Origin of the sequence: Caulobacter sp. BP25 (genome assembly GCF_002737755.1) — a bacterium.
Lineage (GTDB): Bacteria > Pseudomonadota > Alphaproteobacteria > Caulobacterales > Caulobacteraceae > Caulobacter.
The window spans coordinates 68862-90723 of the sequence record NZ_PEGH01000008.1 but is presented as its reverse complement, the minus strand read 5'-3'; the positions used below and the strand labels follow the sequence as shown (position 1 = coordinate 90723).

23 protein-coding genes are annotated in these 21862 nt (G+C 67.7%); 17 read left to right on the top strand and 6 right to left on the bottom strand.

All coding sequences use genetic code 11. The features are described from left to right. Positions 1-5: 5 nt before the first annotated feature. Positions 6-737 (bottom strand): enoyl-CoA hydratase/isomerase family protein, encoded by a 732-nt coding sequence (locus CSW59_RS05300; protein ID WP_099443058.1) that lies wholly within the window; start codon positions 735-737, stop codon positions 6-8. Between the two features lie 258 nt (positions 738-995). Here CSW59_RS05300 and ccrA point away from each other — a divergent pair, with 258 nt between their 5' ends. The 3 genes from ccrA to CSW59_RS05285 all read left to right on the top strand — a co-directional run bounded on the left by ccrA (position 996) and on the right by CSW59_RS05285 (position 3177). Next, positions 996-2270 carry a crotonyl-CoA carboxylase/reductase gene (gene ccrA, locus CSW59_RS05295; protein WP_099443057.1) on the top strand — a complete coding sequence of 425 codons (1275 nt, stop codon included), beginning with the start codon at positions 996-998 and terminating at the stop codon, positions 2268-2270. Between the two features lie 77 nt (positions 2271-2347). Further along, positions 2348-2851, top strand: a complete 504-nt coding sequence (locus CSW59_RS05290; protein WP_099443056.1) for a hypothetical protein — start codon at positions 2348-2350, stop codon at positions 2849-2851. Between the two features lie 107 nt (positions 2852-2958). Further along, positions 2959-3177, top strand: a complete 219-nt coding sequence (locus CSW59_RS05285; protein WP_099443055.1) for a hypothetical protein — start codon at positions 2959-2961, stop codon at positions 3175-3177. 211 nt (positions 3178-3388) lie between these two features. Here CSW59_RS05285 and CSW59_RS05280 read toward each other — a convergent pair whose 3' ends face one another. After that, the gene (locus CSW59_RS05280; RefSeq protein ID WP_099443054.1) at positions 3389-3700 is read right to left on the bottom strand and encodes a hypothetical protein; all 312 of its coding nucleotides are present in this window, start codon (positions 3698-3700) and stop codon (positions 3389-3391) included. A 220-nt stretch (positions 3701-3920) separates the two neighbouring features. Here CSW59_RS05280 and CSW59_RS05275 point away from each other — a divergent pair, with 220 nt between their 5' ends. Genes CSW59_RS05275 through CSW59_RS05265 form a run of 3 tightly spaced genes read left to right on the top strand, consistent with a single transcriptional unit; the run spans position 3921 to position 7149 of the window. Next, positions 3921-5399, top strand: a complete 1479-nt coding sequence (locus CSW59_RS05275; protein ID WP_099443151.1) for a M20 family peptidase — start codon at positions 3921-3923, stop codon at positions 5397-5399. 60 nt (positions 5400-5459) lie between these two features. Beyond that, the gene (locus CSW59_RS05270) at positions 5460-6569 is read left to right on the top strand and encodes an aromatic ring-hydroxylating dioxygenase subunit alpha (RefSeq protein ID WP_099443053.1); all 1110 of its coding nucleotides are present in this window, start codon (positions 5460-5462) and stop codon (positions 6567-6569) included. A 49-nt stretch (positions 6570-6618) separates the two neighbouring features. Continuing rightward, entirely contained in the window at positions 6619-7149 is a 531-nt protein-coding gene (locus tag CSW59_RS05265) for a type II CAAX prenyl endopeptidase Rce1 family protein (RefSeq protein ID WP_099443150.1), read from the top strand. Positions 7150-7324: 175 nt separating this feature from the next. Here CSW59_RS05265 and CSW59_RS05260 read toward each other — a convergent pair whose 3' ends face one another. Continuing rightward, positions 7325-7891 carry an SH3 domain-containing protein gene (locus tag CSW59_RS05260; protein ID WP_099443052.1) on the bottom strand — a complete coding sequence of 189 codons (567 nt, stop codon included), beginning with the start codon at positions 7889-7891 and terminating at the stop codon, positions 7325-7327. 184 nt (positions 7892-8075) lie between these two features. Here CSW59_RS05260 and CSW59_RS05255 point away from each other — a divergent pair, with 184 nt between their 5' ends. Beyond that, positions 8076-8615: a methylated-DNA--[protein]-cysteine S-methyltransferase gene (locus CSW59_RS05255; RefSeq protein ID WP_099443051.1), complete on the top strand. Its 540-nt coding sequence runs from the start codon at positions 8076-8078 to the stop codon at positions 8613-8615. Here CSW59_RS05255 and CSW59_RS05250 read toward each other — a convergent pair. Then, complete coding sequence (locus tag CSW59_RS05250) at positions 8585-9010, bottom strand: DUF4345 family protein (protein ID WP_099443050.1); 426 nt, start codon at positions 9008-9010, stop codon at positions 8585-8587. The genes CSW59_RS05255 and CSW59_RS05250 overlap by 31 nt on opposite strands. Before the next feature lie 311 nt (positions 9011-9321). On the opposite strand from CSW59_RS05250, the gene groES reads away from it, so the two are divergent. From groES to CSW59_RS05225, 6 genes are all read left to right on the top strand, one after another. Continuing rightward, positions 9322-9612 carry a co-chaperone GroES gene (groES, locus tag CSW59_RS05245; RefSeq protein WP_010918572.1) on the top strand — a complete coding sequence of 97 codons (291 nt, stop codon included), beginning with the start codon at positions 9322-9324 and terminating at the stop codon, positions 9610-9612. 59 nt (positions 9613-9671) lie between these two features. Further along, entirely contained in the window at positions 9672-11315 is a 1644-nt protein-coding gene (gene groL / locus CSW59_RS05240) for a chaperonin GroEL (protein ID WP_099443049.1), read from the top strand. Positions 11316-11526: 211 nt separating this feature from the next. Then, positions 11527-11664 carry a hypothetical protein gene (locus CSW59_RS20915; RefSeq protein WP_201722721.1) on the top strand — a complete coding sequence of 46 codons (138 nt, stop codon included), beginning with the start codon at positions 11527-11529 and terminating at the stop codon, positions 11662-11664. Positions 11665-11716: 52 nt separating this feature from the next. Then, positions 11717-12028 carry a hypothetical protein gene (locus CSW59_RS05235; RefSeq protein ID WP_099443048.1) on the top strand — a complete coding sequence of 104 codons (312 nt, stop codon included), beginning with the start codon at positions 11717-11719 and terminating at the stop codon, positions 12026-12028. Positions 12029-12093: 65 nt separating this feature from the next. Further along, positions 12094-12921: an intradiol ring-cleavage dioxygenase gene (locus CSW59_RS05230; protein ID WP_099443047.1), complete on the top strand. Its 828-nt coding sequence runs from the start codon at positions 12094-12096 to the stop codon at positions 12919-12921. Between the two features lie 92 nt (positions 12922-13013). Continuing rightward, entirely contained in the window at positions 13014-14189 is a 1176-nt protein-coding gene (locus CSW59_RS05225; protein ID WP_369825747.1) for a DUF3089 domain-containing protein, read from the top strand. A gap of 39 nt (positions 14190-14228) precedes the next feature. Here CSW59_RS05225 and CSW59_RS05220 read toward each other — a convergent pair whose 3' ends face one another. Next, positions 14229-14411: a DUF1328 family protein gene (locus CSW59_RS05220; RefSeq protein ID WP_099443045.1), complete on the bottom strand. Its 183-nt coding sequence runs from the start codon at positions 14409-14411 to the stop codon at positions 14229-14231. Between the two features lie 107 nt (positions 14412-14518). Between CSW59_RS05220 and cobT the strand changes: the two genes are divergently transcribed. The 4 genes from cobT to CSW59_RS05200 all read left to right on the top strand — a co-directional run bounded on the left by cobT (position 14519) and on the right by CSW59_RS05200 (position 18588). Continuing rightward, positions 14519-16447 carry a cobaltochelatase subunit CobT gene (cobT, locus tag CSW59_RS05215; protein ID WP_099443044.1) on the top strand — a complete coding sequence of 643 codons (1929 nt, stop codon included), beginning with the start codon at positions 14519-14521 and terminating at the stop codon, positions 16445-16447. Positions 16448-16470: 23 nt separating this feature from the next. Further along, positions 16471-17514, top strand: a complete 1044-nt coding sequence (locus tag CSW59_RS05210) for an esterase-like activity of phytase family protein (RefSeq protein ID WP_099443043.1) — start codon at positions 16471-16473, stop codon at positions 17512-17514. Positions 17515-17742: 228 nt separating this feature from the next. After that, positions 17743-18054, top strand: a complete 312-nt coding sequence (locus tag CSW59_RS05205) for a hypothetical protein (RefSeq protein WP_099443042.1) — start codon at positions 17743-17745, stop codon at positions 18052-18054. Between the two features lie 240 nt (positions 18055-18294). Then, positions 18295-18588 (top strand): hypothetical protein, encoded by a 294-nt coding sequence (locus tag CSW59_RS05200; protein WP_099443041.1) that lies wholly within the window; start codon positions 18295-18297, stop codon positions 18586-18588. Positions 18589-18830: 242 nt separating this feature from the next. Here the strand turns inward: CSW59_RS05200 and CSW59_RS05195 are convergent, their stop codons facing one another. Beyond that, the gene (locus CSW59_RS05195; protein ID WP_369825746.1) at positions 18831-21287 is read right to left on the bottom strand and encodes a TonB-dependent receptor domain-containing protein; all 2457 of its coding nucleotides are present in this window, start codon (positions 21285-21287) and stop codon (positions 18831-18833) included. Positions 21288-21862 lie beyond the last annotated feature (575 nt).

Genomic DNA, 21862 nt, shown 5'->3' with positions numbered 1-21862 from the left:
AAGGATCACCGCCCCACAAACACCGCCGCGCGCTTGCCCACGAACGCCTCGCGCGCCTCTCGGTGATCGGCCGTCGCGGCCAGCGCCGGGATCTCGGCCTCGGTCGTGGTGAGCCCCGACGCCACGCGCTTGGTCGCCGCAACGGCGTGGATCGGCCGCGAGGCGATGACCCGCGCCATCCCCAGCGCCGCGTCGAGCAGCGCCCCCGCCGGATGCACCTCCGCCACCATCCCATCGGTCAGCGCCCGCGCGGCGTCGAAGGGCGCGCCGGTCAGCAGGTGGACCTTGGCGCGGCTCTCGCCGATCAGCTTGACCAGCCGCTCGCCGGAGGCCGTCAGCCCCATCCGCACCGCCGAGCAGGCCAGGCTGGCGCGGTCGCTGGCCAGGCGGATGTCGGCGGCGAGCGCCAGCTCCAGCCCGCCGCCGATGCACCAGCCGTCGATCGCCGCGATCACCGGGACACGGCAGGCGGCCACGCGATCGCACATCTCAAGGAAGTTCAGGATCGCCGCCGTCTGGGCCGCGACGTCTCGCGTCAGGGACTCCACGAGGTCATCGCCGGTGCAGAACGCCCCGTTGCGGCCCGTCAGCACCACCGCCCGGATCGCCGGATCGGCCTCGATCACGGCGAAGGCCTCCAGCAGCCGCGCGCGCTCGGAGAGAGCCAGGACATTGGCCGGCGCGACGTCGAGCTCGACGAGGGCGATCGAAGGTTCGGGATGGGAAAGATGGATCATCGGCCGCTACCCTGGCCCGCTCGCGCGGCCGCCGCAACCTTCCCCGCGCGGCGCCCGCGATGTCGATGCTGCGCCGCACAAGATTCCGCTTGCCAGTTTCAAACATCTGTCTCAGCGTAGGGGTCTTCCCGGACGTTTTTTGCGCCAGGAAGCCAAAAATGACCCGAAGGGGAGGTGTTTTTCGCGCCTTTACCACTCGGGCGCGCAGCCGAGTTTGGCCTTCATGCGTTGTTGCAACGCGGAAGAACGGGGAGTGAGATGACGTTTCAGACGCTTGAGAAGACCGAGCTGAAGGACCTGTACGAGATCGGTGAGATCCCGCCGGCCTTCCACGTGCCGAAAACCATGTACGCCTGGAGCATCCGCAAGGAGCGCCACGGCCCGCCCGCCACGGCCATGCAGGTCGAGGTGGTTCCCACCTGGGAGATCGGCGAGGACGAGGTGCTGGTTCTCGTGATGGCCGCCGGCGTCAACTACAACGGCGTCTGGGCCGCGCTGGGCGAGCCGATCAGCCCGCTGGACGGCCACAAGCAGCCCTTCCACATCGCCGGCTCCGACGCCTCGGGCATCGTCTGGAAGGTCGGCGCCAAGGTCAAACGCTGGAAGCTGGGCGACGAGGTCGTCATCCACTGCAATCAGGACGACGGCGACGACGAGGAGTGCAACGGCGGCGACCCGATGTTCTCGTCCAGCCAGCGCATCTGGGGCTATGAGACGCCGGACGGCAGCTTCGCCCAGTTCTGCCGGGTGCAGTCGCGCCAGCTGCTGCCGCGTCCCAAGCACCTGACCTGGGAAGAGGCCGCCTGCTACACCCTCACGCTCGCCACCGCCTACCGCATGCTGTTTGGCCACAAGCCGCATGAGCTCAAACCCGGCCAGAACGTGCTGGTCTGGGGCGCTTCCGGGGGCCTGGGCGTCTTCGCCACCCAGCTGGCCGCCGTCGCCGGCGCCAACGCCATCGGCGTGGTCTCCAGCGAGGACAAGCGCGAGTTCGTGCTGTCGATGGGCGCCAAGGCGGTGCTGAACCGGGGCGACTTCAACTGCTGGGGCCAGCTGCCCAAGGTCAACGGCCCCGAGTTCAACGACTACATGAAGGAGAGCCGCAAGTTCGGCAAAGCCATCTGGCAGCTCACTGGCAATCGCGACGTGGACATGGTGTTCGAGCACCCGGGCGAGCAGACCTTCCCGGTCTCGGTGTTCCTGGTCAAGCGCGGCGGCATGGTCGTGATCTGCGCCGGCACCAGCGGTTTCAACCTGACCATGGACGCCCGCTTTCTGTGGATGCGCCAAAAGCGCGTGCAGGGATCGCACTTCGCCAATCTGATGCAGGCCAGCGCCGCCAACCAGCTCGTCGTCGACCGCCGCGTCGATCCGTGCCTGTCGGAGGTGTTCCCCTGGGACCAGATCCCGGCCGCCCACGAGAAGATGCTGGCCAACAAGCACCTGCCCGGCAACATGGCCGTTCTGGTCTGCGCCCAGCGCCCGGGCCTGCGCACCGTCGAGGAGGTGCAGGAGCTGAGCGGGGCGCGCTGACCCCGCCGCCAAGTTTCCCCCGGCCAAAAGACCGTGTTACGGTTTCACCCTAAGAGGCGACCCAGGGAGCGCTCGCGATGGCCTTGAAGCTTTCCACCTCGTTCGTCGCCTTGGGCGCCGCCGCCTTGGGTGCGGCCTGCCTGGCCACCACCGCGCCGGCCTTCGCCGCCGCCCCGCCCAGCCTGGAGGGCGACTGGCTGCAGAAGGTCAGCTGCCCCGCGCGCGGCACGGTCTTCAACAACCAGATGCGGATCTACCGCGAGGGCGACGGCCTGAAGTTCGTGGCCCGCGCGCCCGTCCTCAACATCGCGCCGACGGACGAGAACCCCGCCTTCCCAAGCGTCTATTACGGCAAGGCCGATCTGAACGGCGATCTTCTCACCCTACGGATCAGCGATCGGTACAAGCGCCAGTACCAGGAAGAGCGCTTCGGTCAGAGCGGCCAATTCGTCGCCCAGGACGCCACGTTCCGGGTGACGCCGCAGGGCGAACTGGTCGCCTTGAGCCAGGGCGCCTGCACCGCCACGCCATTCCGGGCGGTTGGCCGCCCAGTCGACCGCCCAGTCGACCGCCAAGGCTGAGCCCTCGGGCTATTTACGAAATACTCAACTCCGACTGGCATGGTCGCGACGCCTCGCCCGGAGGCTCATAGGGGGCTGCATCCGGGTCGCGAGACAGGGACAGAACCATGAAGATATCCATCGAGACCTTGACCGCCATAGCCAAGGCCGGCGGCGGCTTCGAGATCGACGCCAAGCACTATAGCCCGGCGGCGCTCATGACCTTCATCGGCCAGATGAACGTGACCTCGGTGCTGCGGATCCGCAATGCAAGCTTGTGGACCCCGGAAGACCTTGAGTCCGTGGCCCGGACCGCCCCTCCCGGGGTCACCGAGTTCGTTTTCTAGACAGAGAATAGTCACCCGCTGGAGCGGTGTGGGGTCGCGGCTCTCCTATGAGCGCGACCCTGTGTCGGGCCGTCGTTAGAGTGCGATGCTCCCGGGGCGCGGGGGTCGCGCCTGACGACGCGCCTCGCGGCGCGATTGCGCCGCCAACGTCTTCCCGATCGGCGTCAGACAGCCATCGGACCAACGAGCGCCAACCCTTTGCGTTAGAAAGCTACAATCGCCCTCGCGCGCCACCCTTCAGGCGGTGCAGGGCCCGCATGGGCGGGGCATCGCCCTGCCCTTCCGAGGCCGGAGCCGGAAGCGAAAGCCCCGCGGAGGGCCTCGCAAGCCGGGGCGCGGGGGTCATGGCGGCGATCCTGCGGGCCTGGGCGGCGAACTCGCCGCAGGCCTTGGCTCGCTCGCGGGCGCGCTTGATCATGGCGGGATCGTCGCTGGTGGCGATCGTCTCCCAGGCGGCGTCCAGGGCGGCCATCAGCTTGGCTTGCAGGCGGTCGCACCAGGTTTGGGCTTGGACTTGGGTCATGCCCCGAGTTTGAGGTCGCTTCAGACCCCCGTGCGTAGAAAACCTGCGTTTTCCTATAAGACATTGAATAAATGAGACTTGATCTCGAAAACTACGGGAATTGAGCCGCTAGCGCCTCCCACCCTGTGGATAAATTTTCGCGTTCTCCCAATTGCCAGAGCGCGCGCGCGACCCCACAGTCGCCCTCGATCTTCGGGGGAAGATCGCGGGGGTGATCGTCATGGGCTGGGGTGGAAGGGTCGCTTTGACGGCCGTGGGTCTGTTGCTGGGCGTGGCGGCCGTCGTCGCCGTGCGCACCGCGACGTTCGAGGCCCCAGCCCAGGCCGATCCGGCCTCGGCGCGCCTGGCGGCCGCTCGGCCGGTCGATGTGGCCAAGGCCGCAGACCACCTGGCCCAGGCCGTGCGCTTCCAGACCATCAGCCACCAAGAGCAGGCGCAGGACCAGCCGGCCGAGTGGGACAAGCTGCACGCCTGGCTGCAGGCGACCTACCCCGAGACGCACAAGGTGATGACCCGCGAGGTCGTCGCCGACCATACCCTGGTCTACACCTGGACGGGTTCCAACCCCGCACTGCCCCCGATCCTGCTGATGGCCCACCAGGACGTGGTGCCCGTGACGCCGGGCAGCGAGAGCCAGTGGAAGCACCCGCCGTTCGCCGGCGTGGTCGCCGAGGGCGCGGTCTGGGGCCGGGGCGCGATCGACGACAAGGGCTCGCTCGTCACCCTGTTCGAGGCGCTGGAGGCGGTGGCCGCCGGCGGCTTCAAGCCGCTGCGCACGGTGATCATCGTCAGCGGTCATGACGAGGAGGTGCGCGGCGTCGGCGCACGGGCGGCGGCGGCCTTGCTGAAGTCGCGCGGGATCAAGGCTCAGTTCGTGCTGGACGAGGGCATGATCGTGGTCGCCGACCATCCGGTGACCGGCAAGCCCGCGGCCATCATCGGCACGGCCGAGAAGGGCTATGCGACGATGAAGGTGGTCGCGCCGGCGACCGGCGGCCACTCCTCGGCCCCGCCCAAGGACGGCGGCGGCGTCGTGACCCTGGCCCGCGCGGTCGAGGCCATCCACGACGATGGCTTCCCGATGAAGTTCCAGGGCCCCGGCGCCGACATGCTGAAGGCCCTGGCCCCGCACGCCTCGCCGGTGGTCAAGGTCTTCGCGGCCAACACCTGGCTGTTCTCGCCGGTGCTGGTGCAGGTCACCGCCAGGAGCCCAGCCGGGGCGGCCATGCTGCACACGACGATCGCCCCGACCATGATCAAGGGCTCGCCCAAGGAGAACGTCCTGCCCCAGGACGCCACGGCCTGGATCAACTACCGCATCGCGCCGGGCGACAGCTCGGAAACCGTGATGGCGCGAGCCAAGGACGCGGTCGGCGGCCTGCCGGTCGAGCTGTCCTGGACCAAGACCCCGGACGAGCCCACCGCCGTCTCCTCGACCAGCTCCGACGCCTGGAAGATGCTGGCGGGCCTGGCCGGAGACGAGAGCGAGGCCCCGGTCGTGCCAGGCCTGGTCACCGCCGGCACCGACAGCCGCTACATGGGCGGGGTGGCCAGCGACGTCTACCGCTTCCAGCCGCTGGTGCTGAAGGTCGACGACACCAAGATGATCCACGGCACGAACGAGCACCTGACCCTCGCCAATGTCGAGCGGATGGTCCGCTTCTACCAGCGCCTGATCGAGACCGCCGCGTCCCGCTAGTATCCAGCGTCAGCACGATTGTCGCATTGCTCCGCCAATAAGACCTCTGGAAACCCGCCGATGCCCGCCGACGACGCCCAGATCCTGCCCCGCACAGCCAAGCTTCCCGACCGGTTCGGCGAAGGCTTCGTCCGCGACGCCTGGTACGTGGCGGGCCTGTCGCCCGACCTGAAGCCCGGCAAGACGGTCCGGCGCGAGTTCTTGGGCGAACCGGTCCTGATGGGCCGCACCCGCAAGGGCGAGGCCTATGCGCTAGGCGACCTGTGCCCGCACCGCGCCGCCGCCCTGTCGGCCGGGCGCGTGCATCGCGAGGCCGACGGAACCGACAGCATCGAATGCCCCTATCACGGCTGGCGCTTCGGCGCGGACGGGGCCTGCAAGGCGATCCCGTCCCTGACCGCCGACAGCGAGTTCGACATCTCCAAGGTGCGGGTGCGGCGCTATCCGGTGGTCGAGAGCCAGGGCCTGGTCTGGATCTGGATGGCCTCGGATCCGCGCCGCGCGACGTCGCCGCCAGAGCCCCCGCCGACCATTCCCGGCGTCGTCGGCGGCCGCCCCAAGCTGGTCGACCACCTGGACTACGACGCCCATATCGACCACGCGGTGCTGGGCCTGATCGACCCCGCTCACGGGCCTTACGTCCACCAACAGTGGTGGTGGCGAACCAAGGCCAGTCAGCACGAAAAGAGGAAGACCTTCCGCCCCTCGGAGGCCGGCTTCACGATGGTCCGCCATGAGCCCTCGAAGAACTCCAAGGCCTACGCCATCCTGGGCGGCGAGCCGCTGACCGAGATCACCTTCCGCCTGCCGGGCCTGCGCTGGGAGCATGTGACGGTCGGCAAGCGCCAGGTGCTGGCCCTGTCGGCCATGACCCCGATCAACGCCGGCAAGACCCGGATGAACCAGATCATCTGGTCCGACCACTGGGCCTTCGTCGCGCTCTATCCGATCATCCGCCTCGCGGCCCGCGCCTTCCTGCGCCAGGACGGCAAGATCGTCGACTGTCAGAGCCCAGGCCTGAAGCACAATCCGCCTCTGATGTGGGTGGGCGACGCCGACGCCCAGGCCCGCTGGTACCACCAGTGCAAGCGCGAGTGGGCCGGCAGCCGGCTCGAGGGTCGTCCGTTCCGCAACCCGGTGCAGGAACAGACGCTGCGCTGGCGGACGTGACATCCCTCCCCCCCTTGTGCGCGAGGGGAAGACGCGATTGATCGGGGACATGGTCCAGAGCCCCAAGATCTACGCGACGAGGCTGGTGAGCAGCCTGCGCGCCGTTCCCTCCGCGCGGGGCTGGGCGTCCTGCCTCGCCGTCTCGCTGGTCACCCTGGCGGCGATGGCCGCCCTCGGCTTTTCCACCGGCCTCTACCACATCACGCCGACCCAGCCTGGCCTGCCGCTGCGGATGCTGACCGTGCTGTTCATCCCGGCGCTGGGCGAGGAACTGGCGTTTCGCGGCCTGCTGACTCCCGGCCCGGGCGAGAGCCGACGCCCCTGGCTGGAGATCGGCGCGGCGACCGGCCTCTATGTGCTCTGGCATGTGGTCGAGGCCCTGACCTTCCTGCCCGGCGCGGCGGCGGTGTTCCTGCGGCCGGACTTCCTGGCCTGCTGCGCGATCCTGGGTCTGGGCTGCGCGGTGATGAAGCGCCGCACCGGCTCGGTCTGGCCGGCCGTGGCCCTGCACTGGGCCCTGGTGGTGGTCTGGCAGACCTGGCTGGGCGGCGTCAGCGCGCTAAAGCCCCCACCGCTCTGATCGGCTGAACGCGCGAAAAAGCCCGCCCAGCTTGGGGCTGGACGGGCTTCCTCCTCGGAACGCGCCTTGAGGGACGGGTTGGTCGCGCCCCGAAAACTCACGAGGGTGACAGCCGAAAGTGGAAGCCGGTTTCGGCGGCCGTCACCCTCGCAATACTCGCGATCTCTAGACCGCGTTAGGCGCGGTAGACGTAGGCGCTGGAGACGTAGCCGACGCCGACGCCGTCCTGTCCGACCAGGATCCACTTGCCGTCACTGGTGCGGCCCAGGGCCTGGAAGGTCTGGCCCGAGCTGACAGCGCCCAGACGGGGAGCGCGGGTCGTGGCGGAGGCGCGCAGGTTCAGGGTCGAGCGGGCGACGTACTTGTGGTCCATCTTGACCAGCCGCTCGGCCTCGACGTTCTGGGCGTAGCGGTAGCCGCCCGACTTGTAGATCCCGCCGACCGCCTGAGCCGCCTCGGTCTTCTGCATGTTGCAGCCGACCGCCGAGCCGGCGCCCGCACCGATCACCGCGCCGATGGCCGTGCCCGTCCCGCGATCGCCCTTGCCGGCGATCTGATTGCCGGCCAGGCCGCCGATCAGGCCGCCCACCAGAGCGCCGACTTCCTGCTTGCCGCCAGAAGCCTTGCAACCGGTGACGCCGGCGCTGGCCTGCGGGGCGGCGGCCATGCTCAGGGCCGCAGCGGCGGCGCCGATGGTCAGGGTGATGATCTTGGTCTGCTTGAAAGCCATTTGGCCAAACATGAGAAAACTCCTTCGTCCCTTGGAATGCGTCCGGGGTCATCAACCCCGTGAGACAGACCATGGCAGGGTGAAGCTGAACGGTGTCGGCGACAGGGCTGACAGGGTTCGTTCATCTTCGACATCGCGCGCCGGCCGTCGCAAAATCCGGGCGGACAGCCAAGCCTTAGCCAGCGATCATCGCGTCATGACCCATCCCGCCCGCCTCTTTCTGGACCGCGCGCCCTCGCCGATCGGCGAGCTTTTGCTCGTCACCGACGAGACCGGCCTGCTGCGCGCGGTCGACTTCCACGACTTCGAGTCCCGGCTGCGCCGGCTGCTTCGTCTGCACTACGGCGATCTGGCGCTGGAGACGGGCGAGGCGCCGCGCTCGACCAAGGTGGCCTTCGCCCGCTACTTCGCCGGCGAGGTCAACGCCCTTTCAGCCCTCGCCTGGGACACCGGCGGCACACCGTTCCAGCGCGCGGTCTGGCGCGCCCTGACCGCCATCCCGCCCGGCCAGACGGTCACCTATTCGGAGCTGGCCAGGCGCGTGGAGCGCCCCGCTGCGATCCGCGCGGTCGGCGCGGCGAACGGCGCCAATCCGCTGAGCCTGGTCGCCCCCTGCCATCGGGTGATCGGCATGGACGGCGCCCTGACGGGCTATGCTGGCGGGATCGAACGCAAGCGTTGGCTGCTCGCCCACGAGGGTGTGGTTCAGGCGAAGCCCATGCCCCTGGCGACATAGGGACCGACATTGAAGAACGGCAGGCTGAGCGTAATCCCGATCAGAGCGTTGAAGACGATCGAGCCGGCGTTGAAGCGGCCCGCCTCGCCGTCGATGACCGCCGACACCGCCCGCGCCGCCGCCGCGCCGATCCAGCCGACCGCCAGAACCAGGGCCATGGCCGCGCCAAGCCTGGGCTGATAGCCCAGATAAAGGGCCGCGATCCCGTGCGAGGCGATCAACATGCCGCCGAACGCGCGGCCTTCGGCGAACAGCGGCGACTTCGCCGTCTCTTCGTCGGCCAGCCCCGCCAGGCCCAGCATGGTCTGCGGCCGCGCCAGGATCATGCCGCCCAGCGCGCCGCCGAGGATGCAGGCCACCACCGCCAGGAACAGGGACAGGACGTAGCTGGACATGCTTGGAGCGCTCCTTCGTTCCGGCGCGGACGCGTCGTCATAGTCTTAATCCAGATAAGGGCGAAGTCCGGCCGCGTCATGGTCGGCTGCGCCAAGCTCTGGAAATCGCCGCGCGAGCGCCCCATGTTGAAGGCCATCGGAGGCCTCCCGCCCATCCCGCCGAAAAAACTTCATCCCCGGCGTTCTTGACTCCCCGAAGGGCGGCGCCTAACTGACGCTCGTCGTTAGCACTCGGAGGGAGCGACTGCTAACAGCACCGCTCCCCCTGCTGACGAAGCCTTTAATTCAAACCGTTCCGACGGAGAACCACAATGAAGTTTCGTCCCCTGGGCGACCGCGTCCTCGTGAAGCGCGTCGAAGAAGAAACCAAAACCAAGGGCGGGATCATCATCCCCGACACCGCCAAGGAAAAGCCGCAAGAAGGCGAAGTCGTCGCCGTTGGCCCGGGCGCCCGCAACGACAAGGGCGACGTCGTCGCTCTGGACGTCAAGGCTGGCGACCGCATCCTGTTTGGCAAGTGGTCGGGCACCGAAGTGAAGGTCGACGGTCAGGACCTCCTGATCATGAAGGAAAGCGACGTCCTGGGCGTGGTCGAGGCCTAAAGCGCCTCCCTGTTCCCAACCGCTTTTCGAACGCAACTCTCTTTTAGAAGGGCTCCAACATGGCCGCTAAAGACGTCTATTTCTCCTCCGACGCGCGCGACAAGATGCTGCGCGGCGTCAACATCCTCGCCAACGCGGTGAAGGTCACCCTGGGTCCGAAGGGCCGCAACGTCGTCATCGAAAAGTCGTTCGGCGCTCCGCGCACGACCAAGGACGGCGTCTCGGTCGCCAAGGAAATCGAACTGGCTGACAAGTTCGAGAACCTCGGCGCGCAAATGATCCGCGAAGTGGCCTCGAAGACCAACGACAAGGCCGGCGACGGCACCACGACCGCCACGGTCCTGGCCCAAGCCATCGTCCAAGAAGGCCTCAAGTCGGTCGCGGCCGGCATGAACCCGATGGACCTGAAGCGCGGTATCGACAAGGCCGTGCTGATCGCCATCGAGGAAATCAAGAAGTCCTCGAAGAAGGTCACCACCAACGCTGAAATCGCTCAGGTCGGCACCATCTCGGCCAACGGCGACAAGGAAGTTGGCGAGATGATCGCCAAGGCGATGGACAAGGTCGGCAACGAAGGCGTCATCACCGTCGAAGAAGCCAAGACCGCCGAAACCGAACTCGACGTCGTCGAAGGCATGCAGTTCGACCGCGGCTACCTGTCGCCGTACTTCATCACCAACGCCGACAAGATGGAAGTTCAGCTGGAAGAGCCGCTGATCCTCCTGTTCGAAAAGAAGCTGTCCTCGCTGCAGCCGCTGCTGCCGGTGCTGGAAGCCGTCGTCCAGTCGGGCCGTCCGCTGCTGATCATCGCTGAAGACGTCGAAGGCGAGGCCCTGGCCACGCTGGTCGTCAACAAGCTGCGTGGCGGCCTGCGCGTCGCCGCCGTCAAGGCTCCGGGCTTCGGCGACCGCCGCAAGGCCATGCTGGAAGACATCGCCATCCTGACCGGCGCTCAAGTCGTCAGCGAAGACCTGGGCATCAAGCTCGAGAGCGTTTCGCTCGACATGCTGGGCCGCGCCAAGAAGGTCTCGATCACCAAGGACGACACCACGATCGTGGACGGCATTGGTGAGAAGGAAGCCATCGAAGCTCGTATCTCGCAGATCAAGCGCCAGATCGAAGACACCACGTCGGACTACGACAAGGAAAAGCTGCAAGAGCGTCTGGCCAAGCTGGCCGGCGGCGTCGCGGTCATCCGCGTCGGCGGCTCGACTGAAGTCGAAGTGAAGGAAAAGAAGGACCGCGTTGACGACGCCCTGAACGCGACCCGCGCGGCCGCCGACGAAGGCATCGTCCCGGGCGGCGGCACGGCTCTGCTGTGGGCTTCCAAGGCCCTGGCTGGCGTGGTTGGCGACAACGACGACCAGACGGCCGGCATCGCCATCGTCCGTCGCGCCCTGCAATCGCCGATCCGCCAGATCGCCGAGAACGCCGGCGTCGAAGGTTCGATCGTGGTCGGCAAGATCCTGGAAAACGCCAGCAGCTCGTTCGGCTTCAACGCCCAGACCGAGCAGTACGTTGACCTGGTCACCGACGGCGTCATCGACCCGGCCAAGGTTGTCCGCACCGCTCTGCAGAACGCCGCTTCGGTGGCCGGCCTGCTGATCACGACGGAAGCCGCGATCGTCGAAGCCCCCAAGAAGGGCGGCGGCGCTCCGGCCGGCGGCGGCATGCCGGGCGGCATGGGCGACATGGACTTCTAAAACTGTCATCCCGGCCCACGGAGGGACCGCGCAGCGGTCCCGAAGGCCGAGCCGGGAACAGTTCGAAGTGCTGATCGAGGGCGGGGCCGAGAGGCTCCGCCCTTTTTCTATCCACCGCCTATCCACCGGAATTCGCGGTAAATGCGAAACCGCACGCATTCAAGCGCCGCCATCGGCGTTAAGCTACGGCTTTACTGGCATGGAGGCTGTTATGTCGTTCGTGCGTGAGTACCCCGCCCCGCGTCGTAAGCGCGCGCCGCGGACACCCCTGAGTATTGTTGTGCTGGGCTTGTCGGCTTGGCTTGTCCTCGGTCTGCTGAGCCAGGCGGCCTTCCAGCTGATCGGCTGATCGGCGCCGAAGGCCCTTACAGTTTCCGCCGGAACGCCCTAAGTGCGGAGCCATGTTCCGCCAGCGCCCCGACGCCGATCTGATCGTTCAAGGCTGGGTCATCGGCGTCATGGTCGAGGTCCCGGGCGAGCGCACACCTGTCCGCCACTACTTCGCCGTCGGCAAGGCCGACCGCGCCCAGGCCGAGTGGACCGCCACGGACCTCGCCCAGGCCGACGGCGCCATCGCCTCCAGCCCTGTCAAAGGCCAAGAGCCCGTCGAGGCGGTGCGCGAGTTGGTCGCCTATCGGATGCGGGACCTGGGCCTCAAGTCCGGCGAGGCGCGGCGGCTGGGCGACAAATATCCCCGCCGCTGGCTGTTCTGACGCGGAATATCCCTCCATTTCAAAGGGGTAATACCCGCGCCCCATTTTACGGCTAGAGCGGGGCCATGCCTCAAATGTTCTCCGCCAATCGCCGTCGCGTGCTGGCCTTGGCCGCCCTGGCGCCCGCCGTCGCCCTGCCCGTTTCGGCCCACGCCGACGCCCTGGTGCTGACGCCGCAGGTCACCCAGGGACCCTACTGGTTCGATCCCAAGCTGCTGCGCGCGGACATCACCGAGGGCCGCCCCGGCGTGCCAGCGCGCGTGCGTATGACCGTGCTGGACCAGGCGGGTGCGCCGATCCGAGGCGCGCGGGTCGAGATCTGGCACTGCGACGCCTCGGGCCTCTATTCCGGCTATGAGGGCCAGGGCGATGACCGCAAGGCCGGGACCAAGGGCCAGACGTTCCTGCGCGGCGGCCAGCTGACAGACGCCAGCGGCGTCGCCGTCTTCCGCACCATCTGGCCAGGCTGGTACGAGGGCCGCACCCCGCACATCCACGCCAAGGTCTTCCTCGACGCGCGCACGGCCCTGACCTGCCAGCTGTTCGTGCCCGACGCGCTGAGCGAGTACCTGTACGAGAACGTCCCGGCCTACCACCGCCCCCGCAAGCGCGACACGCTCAACAGCAATGACGGCATCGCCCTCCAAGGCGGCGAGGCCATGGTCGCGGCGGTGAAGGAGGGCAAGGACGCCTACGAGATCGCGCTGACCGTCGCCATTGACCCCCGCGCCGACTGGAAGGACATGGGCTTTGGTCCGGACCGCCCCGGTGGCCCGGCCGGAGGACCCCCGCCTGGACCACCGCCAGGCGGCATGGGACCGCCCGGCGGGCCGCCGCGCGCGAACGCCCTGACCGGCGAGGCGCGGCTGAAAGCGATCATCCCGGGTCTCTAGGATGTTCCCCCTTGGCGCGGGCGCCGGTTTGAGGCCATGCTCCGCGCCAAACGGGCGTTCGAACGCCGCGCGAGGGGAAGAGCATGACCAGGATGAGGCTGGCCGCCATGGGCTTGGCGGCGATCTTGACGATGAGCGCGTCGGCCTGCGCCCAGACGACGCCCGTCCCCACCACGCCGAACGACTACGCCAAGGCCGACAACTGGCTATGCCTGCCGGGCCGCCAGGACGCCTGCGCCTCGGACCAGACCACGACCATCGTCGAAGCCGACGCCAAGACCTCGGTCGAGCCCTTCAAGGCCGCGGCCGCGCCGGCCTATGACTGCTTCTACGTCTATCCCACCGTGTCGACCGACTCCGGCGGCAACAGCGACATGGTCATCGACGCGGCCGAGCGCCGGGTCGTCGACCAGCAACTGGCGCGCTTCGCCTCCACGTGTCGCGTGTTTGCGCCGATGTATCGCCAAGTCACCCTGGCGGCGCTGCGATCGGTCATGCTGGGACGCCCGTCGCCCGGCGACGCCGAGCTGGCCTACGCCGACGTCCGCGACGCCTGGCGCTGGTATCTCGCCAACGAGAACAAGGGCCCCAATAACCAGGCAAGAGGCGTGGTCCTGATCGGCCATAGCCAAGGCTCGCGCATCCTGCTGAACCTGCTGAAGGGGGAGATCGACGGCCAACCGGTTCAGAAGCAGATGATCTCGGCCCTGGTGTTGGGCATGAACACGCCGGTGGACGCGGCCGGAAAGTACGGCTCGATCCCGCTGTGTACGAAGGCCGATGAAGCCGGCTGCATCGTCACCTATGTCTCGTTCCGCGCCGCGAGCCCGCCGCCGGCGAACAGCCGCTTTGGCAAGACAGATCCGGAAGGCCATCGCGCCGGCTGCGTGAACCCCGCCGCCCTGCTGGCGGGCAAGGCCTCGTCGGACGAGGCGCCGCTGCACGCCTATCTCAGCAGCAAGGGCTTCGGCGCCGTTGAAGGACAGTCACCCAAGCCGTTCGCCAAAGGCCTCCAGGTGACGACGCCGTTCGTCTCTACGCCCAGCCTGCTGTCGGGACGCTGCGTCAACGACGGCGAATTCACCTACCTGTCGGTGAAGGTCAACGCCGACCCGGCCGACCCGCGCGCCGATGACATCAGCGGCGACATCGCGGTCGCGGGCGTCGTGCTGAAGGATTGGGGGCTGCACCTGATCGACGTGAACCTGGCCATGGGCGACCTGGTGGCGCTGGTCGATCGGCAGGCGGCGACCTACGGGGCCAAATAGATGCTCCCCCGCATCGCGGGGGAGCATCTTGATTGAACCCTACTTCGGCCCCGCCACGGTCTTGAACACCGTGGCGCCCAGCACCAGCACGATGACGAAGCCGATCAGGAACAGGAAGAACAGCAGCTTGGCGACGCCCGCGGCGGCGCCGGCGATGCCGGTGAAGCCCAACGCGCCGGCGATGATGGCGACGATGGCGAGAATGATGGCCCATTTGAACATGACGGTTTCCCTCCGTGAGCGCCCAAGCGGCGCATTCGGAAAATCAACGCCGCTTCAGCGCGCGGCGTTCCTTGTCTTCGCCGCCCGAGGTCGGTAACCCAGTCGCCATGGCCTCCAAGCCCGAAAGCCCGACCGAACCCTTCAAGCGCGCGCTGGCCCACGCGGCCCGTTCGCTCGCCGAGACGCCTGACCTGGAGGTGGTGTTCTCGGGCGATGGTCCGCAGCTGTTGGGCAACCGCGCTGTGCTGCCGCACCCCCCGCGAGACCTGTCCTCCAAGGAAGCTGCGCGTATCCGGGGCCTGGCCGACCAGATGGCCCTGCGCCTGGCCCACCACGACCCCATCGCCCACGCCCGCGCCCGCCCCGCCTCGCCCGACGGCCAGGCAGCGTTCGAGTCGATCGAGCAGGCGCGGCTGGAGGCCATCGGCGCCAACGCCCTGGGCGGCGTGCGCGCCAACCTCACCGCCGCCCTCGAGACCCGGCTGGAAAAGCAGGGCCTGACCCGCGCGGTCGCCACCGACACCCAGTCGGCCCCGATGGCCGAGATCCTGGGCCTGCTGGTCCGCGAGCGCCTGACGGGCGATGCGCCGCCGGACGGCGCCAAGGCCCTGGTCGACATCCTGCGCGCCGACATCGAGGCCAGGGCTGGCAAGGACCTGGACCGCCTCGCCGCCGCCATCGACGACCAGGCCGCCTTCGCCCGCGTCAGCCGCGACATCCTGCGCGACCTGGACCTCGGCGAGGAGATGGCCGACGCGACGGAGAGCGCCGACGAGGACGACGGCGAGGAGGACGACTCCCCGACCGAAGGTTCCGACGACGAACAGGGCGAGGGCGAAGGCGAACAGCCCGAGGGCTCCTCGCCGCAGGAGAGCGAGAGCTCCGACCGCGAGTCCGAGGCCGGCGACGAGGAGATGGTCCAGTCCGACCAGGACGGCGAGGTCGAGGAGACCGACGAGGCGCCCGACATGGGCGACGGGGCCAAGCCCGCCCGCCCCGACCCCGGCCAGGCCCAGGGCGGCGAGCCTCTGTACAAGATCTTCACGACCGAGTTCGACGAGATCGTCCAGGCCGAGGACCTGTGCGACGCCGAGGAGCTGACGCGCCTGCGGGCCTATCTGGACCAGCAGCTCTCGGCCCTCTCCAGCGTCGTCTCGCGCCTGGCCAACAAGCTGCAGCGCCGCCTCTTGGCCCAGCAGAACCGCGCCTGGACCTTCGATCTCGAGGAAGGGATGCTGGACGTCGCCCGCCTGACGCGGGTGATCATCGACCCGACCGCGCCGCTGTCCTTCAAGCAGGAGGAGGACCAGGAGTTCCGCGACACGGTCGTGACCCTGTTGATCGACAATTCCGGCTCGATGCGCGGGCGGCCGATCATGGTGGCGGCGATCTGCGCCGACATCCTGGCCCGCACCCTGGAGCGCTGCGGAGTCAAGACCGAGGTGCTGGGCTTCACCACCCGCGCCTGGAAGGGCGGCTCCAGCCGCGACGCCTGGATCAAGTCCGGCAAGCCCGCCGCCCCGGGCCGCCTGAACGACCTACGCCACATCGTCTACAAGGCCGCGGACGCCCCCTGGCGGCGCGCGCGCAAGAACCTTGGCCTGATGATGCGCGAGGGCCTGCTGAAGGAAAACATCGACGGCGAGGCCCTGATGTGGGCGCACCAGCGCCTGATCGGCCGGCCCGAAGCTCGCCGCATTCTGATGGTGATCTCCGATGGCGCTCCGGTGGACGACAGCACCCTGAGCGTCAATTCGGGCCACTATCTGGAGCGCCACTTGCGCCAGGTCATCGGTGAGATCGAGGGCAAGAGCCCCGTGGAGCTGATCGCCATCGGCATCGGCCACGACGTCACCCGCTACTACCGCCGCGCCGTCACCATCGTCGACGTCGAGCAACTGGGCGGCGTGCTGGTCGAGCAGCTGGCGGCCCTGTTCGAGGAAGAGCCGCGCCAGATCGCGCGCGCGCGCGGGTTACTGGCGCCGCTTCCCGTGGTCACCCCGCAGGCGGCCAAGCCCGCCAGGACGCCCGCGTGAGGGCTCGGCTGGCGCTGGCGCTTATGCTGGCCGGCGGCCTGGTCGCCGGCTGCGCCGAGCGCGCCGCGCCGCCGCCCGTCGTCCCCGCCGCGCCGGTCAAGGCCGGGCCCGAGATCACCGTCGTCGCCACGCCCATCCCGATGGACGCCGCCGATCCGACCAAGGTCACGGCCGAAGGCGGCTTTAGCTATGCCGGCGGCCTGGTGCTGACCAGCCCCGACACCACCCGGCTGCACGGTCTATCGGACCTGCGCATCGGCGCCGGCGACACCCTGACGGCGATCACCGACGAGGGCGACGTCTTCGAGGCCAGGATCCAGCTGGACGCCGCCGGACGCCTGGCCGGCCTGGCCGACGGCAAGCTGTTTCCGCTGCCAGGTCCCGACGGCTTGCCGCTGCAGGGCAAGCATAACGCCGACGCCGAGGGCCTGACCGTGATGCCCAACGGCGACCGCCTGATCAGCTTCGAGCGCGACCACCGCATCTGGCTCTATCCCGCCCAGGCCGACGGCGGCTGGCGCGCGCCCCGCCCAGCCCCCAAGCCCGCCACCATCTTGCCCGACAACGAGGGCCTGGAGGCGTTGAGCGCCTATCCGGCCGCCGGCCCCGACGCCTACATCGTCGGCGGCGAGGAGGGCGAGGTCTGGCTGTGCCGCCTGTCGACCGACTGCAAGTCGCTGCCGCCGCAGTCAGGCCCGGACTTCACCTGGGGCCTGACCGCCTTCGCCCCCTTCCAGGGGACGGCCGTCGCCACCCTGCACCGCGGCTTCGACCCGGTCCGAGGCTGGCGAGCCATTGTCCGCTTCATCTCCGACCCCACCCTGCCGCTGGCTCGTCAACGCACGGCCGCCTCGCTGCATGTCGACGGCGCGATGCCGCGCGACAATTTCGAGGGCCTGGCGCTGTCGACCTCGCCGTCTGGCGCGATCCGCGTCTACCTGATCTCGGACGACGGGGCGGTCAGCGCCAAGCAGCGCACACTGCTGCTGGCCTTCGACTGGACGCCGCCCCCACCGCCGCCGCCCGCTCCGGCCAAGCCGCCCAAGAAGCCCGCCCGTAAGCGGTAGGTCTTCGCGGCGCAGCATGAACAACGATTTAGCAACCGCTTGAAATCGTTTCGTTGGCAACGATATGTTACCGCTAACATTTTTTCGTTTGCGTGCGTTTTCGCACTTGCAATAGACACCGGTGTCAGTCATTCGTAAGGCGACGGTCGAGGAGGCGAGAACCCGACGACCGTCAGAGGAACGCGCCGGGAGGCGGTTGAACCCAACCTCCTTTCCGGGACTATCAACATGATCCGTCTGCTCGTTATCGCCGTCAGCGCTCTGATGGCCACCGCCGCCGCCACCTCGGCCAGCGCCGGCGAAATCACCATCAAGGTGCGCGGCCGAGCCGCCGCCGAAGTCCACGCCGACATCGTCCAGGCCGCCAAGCAGCTGTGCCAGGAAGACCTGGTCGGCAATCCCGCCGCCAGCGAGCTGGCCCCCTTCTGCGTGCGCGAGATCACCCGCGACGCGGTGGCCCGCACCAACAGCGCCGAACTGGCCGCCTTCAACAAGACTCAAGGCCGCTCGGTCTACGCCCTGCGCGTCGCGAGCCGCTAACAAGGCAAAGGACCCGCGAGCCCAACGCGCTCGCGGGTCTTTTTCACGCCCGAAAACAGGTTTGCGGCGCGGGCGCCACGATACCGACCCAATTTAGGGTGCGCCGCAACATTATCGTTGATCACCCAATAGAACGCCGCTATATCGACACGGACGGATCAAACGAGCGGAAGACCTCGACGACCGTCAGAGGAACGCGTCTGGAGGTGGTTGAACGCAACCCCCTTTCGGAACATCGACATGATCCGCTCCATCGTTCTGGCCGCTTCGGCCATCGCCCTGGCCGCCGCCGTTCCGGCCTCGGCCACTGAAATGCGCGTCAAGGTCGCCGGCAAGTCGGCCGCCGAAGTCCGCGCCGAAATCGTCAAGGCCGCCTCGACCGTCTGCTGGCAGGACATTCGCGGCGAAGCCCTCGCCGGCTACATGTACCCGGCCTGCATCCGCGCCTCGGTCAACGACGCCATCGCGAAGATCAACAACCCGGCCCTGAGCGCCTACAACGCGGCCAACCCGGCCTCGACCGTCGCGCGCTAAGCCGCAAAAGCTTTAGTACCCCGCGTAACAGTACAGCGTTCCGAGTACCTAGCGTACCAGTACCCAAGCTTACCAAACCCGCCGCGGCCCAAGCCGCGGCGGGTTTTGCTTGTGGGGGTGGGGGCGGCTTCCAGGACGACTGGAAATCCCCAAAGGCCAAGAGCCCGCCGGCTTTCCAACAGGCGGGCCTTGAAGGGCGGTTCAGCGTGGACGGGACGCCAAGGCGCCCCGCCCACCCCAGATCAGAAAGTGTACCGCAGCGTCGCCGAGGCGGTGCGACCCAGGTAGGCGCGGCCGAGCACGACGCCGCTGGCCGGAATCGCGGGCTGTTCGGAGTCGATCAGGGCCAGCTTGTTGAACAGGTTGTTGACGTTCAGCATCAGCTGCACTCGCTCGGTCGGGCGAACCTGCACGAAGGCGTTGACCAGCTTATAGCCGGGCAGCTTCAGCTGGTTGGTGTCCTGCGCGTAGCTGCTGGTGGTGCCGATCACATTGGCGCCGAAGGTCACGGACTTCAGCTCGACCTGCGGGGTCACCGAGTAGATGAAGTCGGCCTGGTGACGCGGCTTGTTGCCGACCAGTTCGGGACGGGAGGCGTCGCTGGTGATCTTGGCGTCCGTATAGGTGGCGCCAGCGGTCACGCTGAACGGGCCCTTGCGAACGGCCGCTTCCAGCTCAACACCCTTGGCCTCGTAGCCACGCACGATATTCACGACCTGAGCCTGGCCATCGGCGCCGCTGCTGACCTGGGTGTTGCGTTCGCCGGTCTTGGCCGAGAAGCCCGTGGCGTTGAAGGTCAGGCCCGCGATCCGGTACTTCAGACCCAGTTCGAGCTGCTTGACGGTGTCGTAGGCGCTCGCGTCGTCCACCAGCTTGCCGGTCTTGTAGTTGACCGCTGGCGTGAACAGGATCCTGTCGGCCGAGGCGCGGCCGCCGCGGCTGTAGCGGCCGAAGACGGCCAGCTGCTCGGCGACGCGGTAGTTCAAGCCCGTCGAGTAGCTGAGGTAGTTGTAGTCGTAGTCCACGTGGCCCGGCTGGCCGAGGGGGAGGTACGACACTTTAGTCTCGGCCGTCGAAATCACGCCGTCTCGGTTCATGTCGAAAGACGTCGTGGCAGGAAGACCGCCGCCCAACTCGGCCCCGTACAGCGTGCCGCGAACCTTGCCCATATCGTAGCGCAGGCTACCGCCCACGGCGATCTTGCCGATGCGGTAGTTGATCGACGCGTACGGCGCGTTGACGCCGTAGTTCATGTCGTAGTTACGACGGTGGGTGTTGCCGATACTATAGGCGATATAGCCGTCCTGCGTGAACGGCACGCCGGCCGCCGTCTTGGTGTTGATCAGCGTCGACTGGCCGTTGCCGGCGACGCTGGCCAGGACGTTGAGGAACGCCATGTCCATCGCGTAGTCCTGAGATGACGCGTAGAACCCGGCGGTGGTGGTCAGGTCGCCGCCATTGATATCCCAGACACGGCTGGCGCGGATGTCGTTGGTGACGTTGTCCAGGCTCTTGATCTTGGTGCCGAACTGCAACGAGGAGGTCAGCAGGCCGTTGCCGTTCAGGGTCGCCGGGCTGGTGATGGCCTGACCGGCTTGCGGTCCGGTGGCGTAGCTAAGCATGCTGCCGACGCCGCCGTTGGCCACGGCCAGCACGGACGCCTGGTTCACCGCGATCGGGCGAACGGTCTGGTTGCTGCCACCCACGTCGGAGAAGCGGAACTTCTCGGTGATGGTCCAGCCCTTGACGTCGAACTGGGCGTCCAGGCCCACCGACTTGACCACGGCGTGCTGGCCGCCGCGCGCATCGCTCTGGGTCAGGTTGTTGTTCTCGTCCAACCTGATGACGTTGGTGGTGTAGCGCGACAGCAGCGAGTCGGTCTTGGGGTCGAAGTTGGCGGGCGCGCTGTACGTCGGATCGGCGTTCGTGCCCGAGACCTTGATCGGAACGAACTGGTAGTTGGGCGTACGGTCGTTCAGATACTTGCCGTAGATCCGCACATAGCCGTTGTCGAAGGTCTTGGTGATGTTGGCCTTGAGCTGCCCGCCCTTGTAGGCGGTGTAGCCGACGTCGCGCGGTCCTTCACCTTGGCGGTAGAAGCCGCCGACGTGGAAACGCAGCGTGTCGCTGATCTTGCCGCCGTAGGCGCCATCGACGCGCTTTTCGCCGTAGCCCAGGCCGTACGTGGCCTGAACCGCGCCGCCTTCGCTGTCGCCGGTCTTTGAGATCAGGTTGATCACGCCGCCTGGCGAGTTCGAAGCGAAGGTCGAGGCCGAGCCGCCGCGGATGGTCTCGATCTGCGAGATGTTGAGATCGGCGCGCATGAACATGTCCGTGCCGAACAGGTACAAGTCGCCGAACTCAAGGACGGGCAGGCCCTCTTCCTGGAGCTGCACGTACTTCGAGCCGGTGCTCGACAGCGGCAGGCCGCGGATCGAGTAGTTCGCATTGCCTTCGCCGATCGCGTACTCGGCGCGAATGCCGGGGATGTTGCGTAGGACCTCACCCAGCGAGCGGGCGCCGTAGGTCTCGAATTCGGAAGCGCGCAGGGCGCTGGTGGACGTGGCGCTGTCCAGGCGGTCACGCCCCTTGGCGACGCCGGTCGAGAACACCGCCTCACCCTGGGCCTTGCCGCCCGCGCTCTGAATGGCCTTGTCGGCGGGTTTCGCCGCATCCGCAGCCTGAGCGGCCGCGGGCATGATCAGCAGGAACGGCGCGATCGCCGCTGACAGGTACAGATGCCTCACTAGAAATCCCCGTTTTCTGGAAATTGCCCACCCTCAGTATATCTTATGTATTCTTCGTGATTGATGAGTATATAGTGCATGCAATACAAATGTAATGTGCGACATATTGCGCCTCAGCCTGCGACATATTGTCTCTGAGGGCGTGAGCTCGCTAAAAGGTGCGCCCCAAAACCAGAAATCGAAATCAATTTTACTGATGGCTCGCCCCAGCCTACGCCGCGGGCGTTGTGAGACGTGACAATAGGAGCGACCGCCCGAGCTTCAGCCGCGCCGATCCAAGCCTTCGCGCATCGCACCGGCGAGGCGGCTATCGCGACGGCAAGGCTTCAACCGGTGCTGGGGATTTCGATGATCGCTATTGGGCTTCTGAAGCGCTTCGCGCTTTCAAAGCCAGCGCTCTGGCGTGAGGCCGGGCGGCCCTACTTCGCCATCCCACCGCCAGCGACGAGCGCGGAAACCAAGGCCGAGAAGTTTTGCGCGGAGCGTCCGCCCCCTGAATGCCGGCCGAGGTCCGCCCATGGCGCTGG

Coding starts and splice junctions, on each gene's coding strand:
- CSW59_RS05210 (WP_099443043.1), top strand. CDS start 16,471: ATGCTGGCCGGCGGCCTGGTCGCCGGCTGCGCCGAGCGCGCCGCGCCG.
- CSW59_RS05280 (WP_099443054.1), bottom strand. CDS start 3,700: ATGACCCAAGTCCAAGCCCAAACCTGGTGCGACCGCCTGCAAGCCAAG.
- ccrA (WP_099443057.1), top strand. CDS start 996: ATGACGTTTCAGACGCTTGAGAAGACCGAGCTGAAGGACCTGTACGAG.
- CSW59_RS05195 (WP_369825746.1), bottom strand. CDS start 21,287: ATGCCCGCGGCCGCTCAGGCTGCGGATGCGGCGAAACCCGCCGACAAG.
- cobT (WP_099443044.1), top strand. CDS start 14,519: ATGGCCTCCAAGCCCGAAAGCCCGACCGAACCCTTCAAGCGCGCGCTG.
- CSW59_RS05250 (WP_099443050.1), bottom strand. CDS start 9,010: ATGTCCAGCTACGTCCTGTCCCTGTTCCTGGCGGTGGTGGCCTGCATC.
- CSW59_RS05290 (WP_099443056.1), top strand. CDS start 2,348: ATGGCCTTGAAGCTTTCCACCTCGTTCGTCGCCTTGGGCGCCGCCGCC.
- CSW59_RS20915 (WP_201722721.1), top strand. CDS start 11,527: ATGTCGTTCGTGCGTGAGTACCCCGCCCCGCGTCGTAAGCGCGCGCCG.
- CSW59_RS05275 (WP_099443151.1), top strand. CDS start 3,921: ATGGGCTGGGGTGGAAGGGTCGCTTTGACGGCCGTGGGTCTGTTGCTG.
- groES (WP_010918572.1), top strand. CDS start 9,322: ATGAAGTTTCGTCCCCTGGGCGACCGCGTCCTCGTGAAGCGCGTCGAA.
- CSW59_RS05260 (WP_099443052.1), bottom strand. CDS start 7,891: ATGTTTGGCCAAATGGCTTTCAAGCAGACCAAGATCATCACCCTGACC.
- CSW59_RS05300 (WP_099443058.1), bottom strand. CDS start 737: ATGATCCATCTTTCCCATCCCGAACCTTCGATCGCCCTCGTCGAGCTC.
- CSW59_RS05265 (WP_099443150.1), top strand. CDS start 6,619: ATGGTCCAGAGCCCCAAGATCTACGCGACGAGGCTGGTGAGCAGCCTG.
- CSW59_RS05255 (WP_099443051.1), top strand. CDS start 8,076: ATGACCCATCCCGCCCGCCTCTTTCTGGACCGCGCGCCCTCGCCGATC.
- CSW59_RS05200 (WP_099443041.1), top strand. CDS start 18,295: ATGATCCGCTCCATCGTTCTGGCCGCTTCGGCCATCGCCCTGGCCGCC.
- CSW59_RS05225 (WP_369825747.1), top strand. CDS start 13,014: ATGAGGCTGGCCGCCATGGGCTTGGCGGCGATCTTGACGATGAGCGCG.
- CSW59_RS05285 (WP_099443055.1), top strand. CDS start 2,959: ATGAAGATATCCATCGAGACCTTGACCGCCATAGCCAAGGCCGGCGGC.
- CSW59_RS05270 (WP_099443053.1), top strand. CDS start 5,460: ATGCCCGCCGACGACGCCCAGATCCTGCCCCGCACAGCCAAGCTTCCC.
- CSW59_RS05230 (WP_099443047.1), top strand. CDS start 12,094: ATGCCTCAAATGTTCTCCGCCAATCGCCGTCGCGTGCTGGCCTTGGCC.
- CSW59_RS05220 (WP_099443045.1), bottom strand. CDS start 14,411: ATGTTCAAATGGGCCATCATTCTCGCCATCGTCGCCATCATCGCCGGC.
- CSW59_RS05235 (WP_099443048.1), top strand. CDS start 11,717: ATGTTCCGCCAGCGCCCCGACGCCGATCTGATCGTTCAAGGCTGGGTC.
- CSW59_RS05205 (WP_099443042.1), top strand. CDS start 17,743: ATGATCCGTCTGCTCGTTATCGCCGTCAGCGCTCTGATGGCCACCGCC.
- groL (WP_099443049.1), top strand. CDS start 9,672: ATGGCCGCTAAAGACGTCTATTTCTCCTCCGACGCGCGCGACAAGATG.